The organism is Cetobacterium somerae ATCC BAA-474 (genome assembly GCF_000479045.1).
GTDB classification, from domain to species: Bacteria; Fusobacteriota; Fusobacteriia; order Fusobacteriales; family Fusobacteriaceae; genus Cetobacterium_A; species Cetobacterium_A somerae.
Genome location: NZ_KI518077.1, coordinates 17840 through 25525 on the forward strand (window position 1 = coordinate 17840; position 7686 = coordinate 25525).

At 26.2% G+C, this 7686-nt stretch carries 6 protein-coding genes; 3 read left to right on the forward strand and 3 right to left on the reverse strand.

Annotation, left to right across the window (positions count from 1 at the left end; all coding sequences use genetic code 11):
* The first annotated feature begins 415 nt into the window (after positions 1-415).
* The gene (locus tag HMPREF0202_RS02010) at positions 416-847 is read left to right on the forward strand and encodes a hypothetical protein (protein WP_023051725.1); all 432 of its coding nucleotides are present in this window, start codon (positions 416-418) and stop codon (positions 845-847) included.
* Between the two features lie 66 nt (positions 848-913).
* Here the strand turns inward: HMPREF0202_RS02010 and HMPREF0202_RS14915 are convergent, their stop codons facing one another.
* A complete protein-coding gene (locus HMPREF0202_RS14915; protein WP_023051726.1) occupies positions 914-1582 on the reverse strand; it encodes a cupin domain-containing protein in 669 nt (222 codons plus the stop codon).
* 280 nt (positions 1583-1862) lie between these two features.
* Here HMPREF0202_RS14915 and HMPREF0202_RS02020 point away from each other — a divergent pair, with 280 nt between their 5' ends.
* Complete coding sequence (locus HMPREF0202_RS02020) at positions 1863-2999, forward strand: bifunctional diguanylate cyclase/phosphodiesterase (RefSeq protein ID WP_023051727.1); 1137 nt, start codon at positions 1863-1865, stop codon at positions 2997-2999.
* A 77-nt stretch (positions 3000-3076) separates the two neighbouring features.
* Here HMPREF0202_RS02020 and HMPREF0202_RS02025 read toward each other — a convergent pair whose 3' ends face one another.
* Both HMPREF0202_RS02025 and HMPREF0202_RS02030 read right to left on the reverse strand, forming a co-directional pair.
* Entirely contained in the window at positions 3077-3316 is a 240-nt protein-coding gene (locus tag HMPREF0202_RS02025; RefSeq protein ID WP_023051728.1) for a thioredoxin domain-containing protein, read from the reverse strand.
* Positions 3317-3393: 77 nt separating this feature from the next.
* Positions 3394-4740, reverse strand: a complete 1347-nt coding sequence (locus HMPREF0202_RS02030; RefSeq protein WP_023051729.1) for an MATE family efflux transporter — start codon at positions 4738-4740, stop codon at positions 3394-3396.
* Between the two features lie 191 nt (positions 4741-4931).
* Between HMPREF0202_RS02030 and HMPREF0202_RS02035 the strand changes: the two genes are divergently transcribed.
* Positions 4932-7475: a DEAD/DEAH box helicase gene (locus HMPREF0202_RS02035; protein WP_023051730.1), complete on the forward strand. Its 2544-nt coding sequence runs from the start codon at positions 4932-4934 to the stop codon at positions 7473-7475.
* Positions 7476-7686: the final 211 nt, after the last annotated feature.

A 7686-nucleotide genomic window follows, 5' to 3' on the forward strand; every position in this document is an offset into this window, starting at 1 on the left:
CCTTTGAATAACTTTAAAACTTTCAATCATTTTCTTAAAAAAATTTTTAAATCTCTTAATAGTAAAACAGTTTACTGACTTTAAATCTATTACCTCATATAATAGTTAGAAAAACAACTTCACGATTTGTTAAAATTAATTAAAATACTATTTTTCTTCATTTTTTAAAAATTAAAACATCTTTGAAACTGTGTGATGGCTATTTTGTTACTTTAAAACTTTTAAATTCTTTTCTACCTTCTAACTATTATTATAATTTTTAGACGTTTTTTTTCTAAAAAAAAGTTTGAAAATTTTATTTTTTCTAAATTAATCAAAAATGTTTAATATATATTGTGCTTCTTTGAAAAAAGTTATATAATACTCTATAGTCTTAAAAATTCTATATTGATAAAATATACCTAGGAGAAAATAAATGGAAACAATTATAAAAGATTTGAAAAATGAGTTATCTTATAAAACTAGATTAGAAGCTTTAGATAAAATTAAAGATTACGATTTAAATGATGAGGAGTATTTTTTTATAAAAATTCTTGTAATTAAATTAGCTTTAAATGATAGAGTTTTTGCTGTGAAGCACGCTGCTTTTTTACTTTGTCAAAAAAATAAACTTAAAAAAAATAACGAACCTATCAATTTAGGAAAAAAGAATACAGGATATTCTCCTAATGACGTTAGAAAAATGTTTTTAAAAATTAAAAGACAAACAGGAATGGAGGCTTTAGATTTAGATCTTTTTAAAGAGTACTTCCAAACTATTGCTCCTCAAATGTATGACGTTATGTCTTCTGAGCATATGTATTTTGATAACTGGATAAGAGGTATTTATAAATATTTATCTAAATAATTGTAAATTTAAATTACCCCCTACTTAAATATAAGTAAGGGGTAATTTTATATGTTTATTTTAAATCTAATTAATTTCAATTAACAGAAATTTACTATCTGTTTTAGCTTTTATTTCATACAGAACATTGGGAGGGATTACTATAATTTGATCCTCTTTTAAAATCTCTTTCTGATTATTAATAGCTATATCTAGCTCTCCATGTAAATTTAAAATTAGCAGTTCACCTTCAGTTTTATTATGCTCAATCTCTTCATTTTCAGATATGGCAAACATTAATGACGTTAGATTCTCTAAATTTAAAACTCTTTTACTGACAACTCCACCTTTAAATCCAGTCACTACATCTTTCATTAAAAGTTCTTTTGAATACTCTAAATTTACAAACCCACCAATCTCTTCGTGTTTTTTTACTATTATCAATAACATTTTAGCCTTTTCTAAAGCTTTTAAAGCATGAGGTATATTTGCAGGCATTAATATCATCTGGCCTTTTTTTACTTTATGAACTATTTTATTTATAGAAATTTCTAACTCTCCGTCTAAAACATAAACTAAAGCATCTGCTGGAGCACTATGTTCACTTAACATCTCTTCTTTATCAAAAGCAAAAACAGCTGAATTCAAAGAATTTTTTAAAGCAATCATCATACTATTTATCGTTTTTTCTCCATAAGGAACTAAATCTTCCAAATTTATAACTTTATTGAACTCCATATTTCTTATTACATTCATTTTATTTCACCTCAATTTTTATTAAATAAAATTAAAACTATCTAAAATGAATTTTACCTTAATATGAAAATAAAATATGTATCATATGTTACTCTTTTGATAATTTTTTTATTTTACACAACATCTTGAAAATACTTCTATATTAATATGTTTTCTTTAAACAAGATTGTAATATTATTCTAGAAATAACATAATATTTCAGAGTATAAATCTATTTTGAAAAAATGATTTTATAATATATAATAACATTAGAATAAAATTAGCATGGGGGAAATTTAAAATGAAAGAAAATTTGGCAATTGTTGCCTCATCATTATTTACAGCTATGAGTGCAGTTTTACTTTTTAAAACTGTTGATAAAGAAGTTGTAAGAGATGAAATATTTGATCCTTTAACTGGATTTTTTAATAGAAGTGAATACAATAGATTTTGTTTAAAAAACAATTTAAAAACAGGGGTTGCAATTTTAATAGACTTAGATAATTTCAAAGAAGTTAATGATACATATGGTCACCACATTGGAGATAAAGTTCTGGTTGAATATGCAAGCATTTTAAAAAAAGTGTTCAGAGATGAGTTTGGAGAGAATAATATATTTAGAATATCAGGAGATGAATTTTACTGCTTTTTAAAAAATACAGAATATAATAATATTTTAAAAATATTAAAAACTAGACTAAAAGAAAGTGTCGAAGAAATTTATGTATTAATTCAGCCTAAAGTTTCTTTAGATGATCCAAGTCAAATTGTTGGTGCTGAAGTTTTAGCAAGATGGAAAAATAAAATATTAGGTGAAATTTATCCCAATGAATTTATCCCAATCGCCGAAGAATTAAAAATAATCGATACAATTGATTTTAAAGTCGCAGAAGAAGCTATTAAAATCTCTAAAGAATGGGTTGCTACAGGTAAGGTTAAAGATGATTTTGTAATATCTTTTAATTTTTCAATGTTAACTTTAGAAAAAAAAGATGTCGTTGAAAGAGTTTTAAAGCTTTTAAAAAAATATAGTTTAAATGGAAAAAATATAGAAATTGAATTAACTGAAAGCATTTTTAGTTCTGATTTAAAAGAGTTAATGGAAAAAATAAAAAAACTTAGAGATAATAAGATAAATATATCACTAGATGACTTTACAGCAGGACACTCAACCGCAGCTATTTTGCCAATTTTAGATATTCAAACGGTAAAATTCGATAGAACACTTTTAGAAAGTGTTAGCAAAAGTAAAAAAGGAAAAATTATGTACGAAAGTTTAATTAAAGTCATAAAAAGTTTAAATTTAAAAATGGTATCAGAAGGAATAGAAACTCAGGAAGAATTAGAATTTTTAAAAAAAAATGGTATCTCTGTAGGACAAGGCTACCTCTTTTCTAAACCTATTTCCAAAAAGTTATTTTTTGAAAATAAAAATTAACTATCATTTTATAACAAAAAAAGATTCTTTCTAATATTAATTGAAAGAACCTTTTTTATTTTACAAGAAATTAAATATTAAAAATCTTCTTCTTCAACCTCAAGAAAACTTTCAATCTCTTTTAATCCAACAAATACATTTTCCTCACTAATATCGTCATCTGTTGAAACAATTAAAGTTGGAAATACTTTAACTGAATACTCTTCTGCAAGTGATTTATTCTCTTCAACATCTACATATTTGACATTTTCAAAGTCTTTCAAAATCTCAATAACCTCTTCAGATTCTTTTGAATTTTTTTTATAAAAAAGTATCATTTCTAAACCTCCTAATTAATATAGTTGTAGAAATATACTAAAAAAATATTGAAATCCTTTAAAAAATATAATGTATTCTAAACTACCACTTTCTTTGGCAGATTTCTTTTTAGCATTATAACTGTTATAACAGAACTTATTGTATCTGCTATTGGTTGAGCTAACCATATTCCTCGTAATCCTAAAAGTTTTGAGCAGATTGTTATTAACGGAATTAATAAAATAACTTGTCTTAATAAACTTAAAAACATAGCTATTTTTCCTTTACCTACAGCTAAAAAGTAGTTACTTCCAGCCATTGCTAATCCTATTGCTGGCATTGCAATTAGGTATATTCTCATTCCTTCTACTGACATTTTTATAATCGTTGGGTCATTATTAAACATTTTAACTATTGTAATTGGAAAACTTTCCATAAAAAACAGTATTACAAAAAATATTAAAGTTCCAACTCCCATAGATATTTTAAGAGCTTCCTTCATTCTGTCAAACTGTTTTGCTCCATAATTATATCCAATAACTGGTTGAGCTCCTTGAGATATTCCATATACAGGCATAAAACAAAGAAGAGCAACTGCATTAACTGTTGTCATAGCTCCAATTGCTAAGTCTCCACCATAAGTTTTTAAAGCATTGTTATTTATTACTTGAACCATACTTGTAGCTAATTGCATTACAAATGGGGATATTCCAATGGACAAAATAAGTTTTATAATATTTAAATCCAAAGAAAAATACTCTTTTTTTATTTTCAAATCTGACCTTTTACTTTTAAAATAAGCATATGATAAAACTAGTGTCACAATTTGAGAAAATATAGTGGCATAAGCAGCACCTTTTACTCCTAAATTCAGTGCAAATATAAATATTGGATCTAAAATAATATTTACTAAGCAACTAAAAACCATTATAGCCGAACAAATTTTTGGACTTCCATCAGCTCTAATAATATTATTTAAAGCATAACCCATTATATTAAATATAGTTCCATATAAAATAATACTGATATAATCTTTGGCATATTTAAATGTTATATCACTAGCTCCAAAGCTTTTTAATATCGGTTCCATAAAAAGAGTTCCAAGTATTGTTATTCCTATTCCTAAAATCATAGACAATGTAATAATATGTCCAACTATTTTTTCTGCATCTCTTTTTTTATCCTCTCCCAATTTTATAGAGATATTTGCTGTAGCTCCTATCCCTATTAACATTGAAAAAGCTAAAACTATATTAGCTAATGGTAATGTAACTCCTACTCCTGTTATAGCTAATGTTCCAACTTCTGGCATATTTCCAATATAAATTCTGTCAACTACATTGTATAAAGCACTTACTAACATACTTATTATTGCTGGAATAGAATATTTTAATAGTAAACTCTTTATATTTCCATCTTTTAACGTCATATTTTTTTCACTCATATTTTACTTTTTAAATTTACTCCTTTATTTTCAGTCTTGGTAGTTAGTTTACACCTTTTCCTGAAAATAAGCAATAAAAAAATGACTAATCAGTCATTATTCTTTTTAAAAATTCCATAAGTAGACTTAACTTGTTCTTGTAGACTCTAGTCTTCTGATGTATACTTTATCTAGAATACAGGAGGGAATCAATGGAGAGATTAGGGTTTCAAGAAATAAAGACTATAAATTATTATGATCATAGAGATGATATCTGCTCTAAGGTTTATCATAATGAAATATTAGATGCTATTGTAATTTTAGATTTTAATATAACTGAGATTGATAGCAGTGGTGTTTTTTCATATCGAGAATATACAAACCTTCAGAATCAATTTATGAAAAAATATAAATTTTTATATAGATTTTGTAATGAAAATTTTAATAGAGAAAACCTATGCAAGATTTTAGATAAAACTTTAGAGATTCCATTAGTTCCAACTAAAAATATTGGACGTACTGGAGTTGATGCATCTTATCTTGAGCATCACTTTGAAACTGTTTTCTTTGAACTTTATGGAGAGGCTAGCTATGATCTTCTTTCAAAAGAGGAGCAGCTAGTTGGATTTAATGGTGAAAATATTTTTGCTGATTATGTTGTAGAAAAGTTAAATGAAAAGGTTGTAATAGAAGAAAATGGTGAAAGTTATCATCATCCACAGAAAACTGGTTTATCTAAATATATAAAACAGATTGAAAGACAAAATGCGTTGGTTTATCAAAGCTATAAAGTTTTTAGATTTTCAACTAACGAGATTGAGTTTAAAGATAGAATGGTTGAAGAGATGAAGATTTACTTAGGAAACAGAGAGGAGTTTATTCCTCAAAGGTTATTAGTTCAAGAAAGAAAATATAAACTTTATGAGCATCAAAACTTAACTCTTAATCAATTGCAAGAGATGAGAAAAGATGGTATAAAATCAACAGTTATAGTTCTTCCAACTGGAACTGGAAAATCAACTATAGCAGAGGAGGATATAAAACTATTTCTCCAGGAAAAACCAGAAGCTAAAGTCTTAATACTAGTTCCAACTCTAGCTTTAAAAAATCAATGGATAAAAAATTTAATTACAACTTTTTCTAAAAATTCAGTTGGGGATTCTATAGGGCAACAGATTTATGTTTCAACATATTCTAGAATTATAAATAGAAAAAATGAATTTAATCCTGAAGACTTTAAATATATAGTTATAGATGAAGCTCACCACAGTGTTGCTCCAGGTATGGCAAAAATATTAAAATATTTTAATGCAGATTTTTTACTAGGAATGACTGCTACTCAAGAGCGTCTTGATAAGAAAAAATTAGAATCAATTTTTTCTACAACAGAGGTTAATCTAACTTTAAAAGAAGCTATAGAGAAAGAGATTTGTTGTCCTATTAGAATCTTTAGATTAGAAAGTAATATAGATCTATCTGAAGTTAGATTTAATGGAAAAGATTATATCTCAGGAGATTTAGAAAAAAAGATTGTTATTGCTTCTAGAAATGAACTTATAGCTGATACAATAGATAAATATTTTGGTAAAGATGTAGATGGACTTTCTACAAAACAAGGAATAGTATTTTGTGTTAATGTAGCTCATGCATCGATGATGGCAAAACTACTTAATGAAAGAGGTATAAGTGCTGCTGCAGTTTCTGGAAAAGATAGTGACTCACAAAAAAATATTGAAAAGTATTTAAATGGAGAGATTAGATTTCTTACTTCATGTCAACTTATATCAGAAGGATGGGATGCTCCAAAGACTTCTGTGATAGTTATGGCTAGACCTACAATGTCAAAAGTAATCTATTATCAACAACTTGGAAGAGGAACACGAAGAGCTGAGAACAAGGAAGCGCTATATCTTATAGATGTAGTTGATAATTACTCTTTTTCATCTATACCTTGGACAGCTAACTCGCTTTTTAAAAATCCACTGTACTCACCTTTTGGAGATGTTTTAACAGGAGTTAGATCTTGGAATGGAGAGATGATTTACCTGGAACATCTTTTGGAAAAAGAGATGGATTTACAAGAGGTTAATATAGAAACTTTTGAAAGCATCTATGGAGATTATATAAGTTCTGAAGAACTTGCTAGAGAGTTATTTCTTTCTACAGATACTATAACTGCTTGGATAAAAAAAGGAGAAATAGTTCCTGATTATTCAACTAAATTAGGAAGGGTTAGTTATTATAAATTTAAACCTGAAAGAGTTGAAGAGATAAGAGTTTTAAAAAATCTTAAAAAAAGAGATGAAACTACTATTTTAGATGATTTTTGGGAGTTTATAGAGGAGGGAAGTTATAGCCTTTCGTATAAAATAATATTTATATTGGCTTTAATTAAAAATCTTGAAAAAGATGGAGAAGCTGATTTTGAAAAGGTTAAAGCTGATTACATAAGTTACTATAGAAAGCGTTTGGAAGATGGATTACCAGTGGATAAAAAGTCATGTCCATATACAGCTGAGTATTTAAATAGTGATAAAGAGATAACAAGAAATATCATAGTTAATCCTTTTGAGAAGTTTGAAAGAAAGAGATTTATCTATTATGGAAAAGATCTTAAAAATATTGGATTTAGCTTTTACTTATGGCAAAAGATAGATTCTGACTTTATAAAAAAACTAAAGAATAAAATGTTAGAAGATTTGGAAAGTTACTATAAAGACCTAGGTGGAGCAGGAGATACATCAATCTTTAGATAGCTGTTAAAATTAAAAACCTGAGAAAATCTCAGGTTTTTTTATGAATTTAGATTTTAGAAAAATTATTATAAATTATTTATTAATTTATAAATATCATCAAGATTAAGAGAATAAAGAAATTTTTCATTTTTAGAATTATTAAAAAATTCAGTTATTTTTATTAAAAAATCAACATAATCGGTTTTTCTATCAGTACAAAAGGTAATTATAA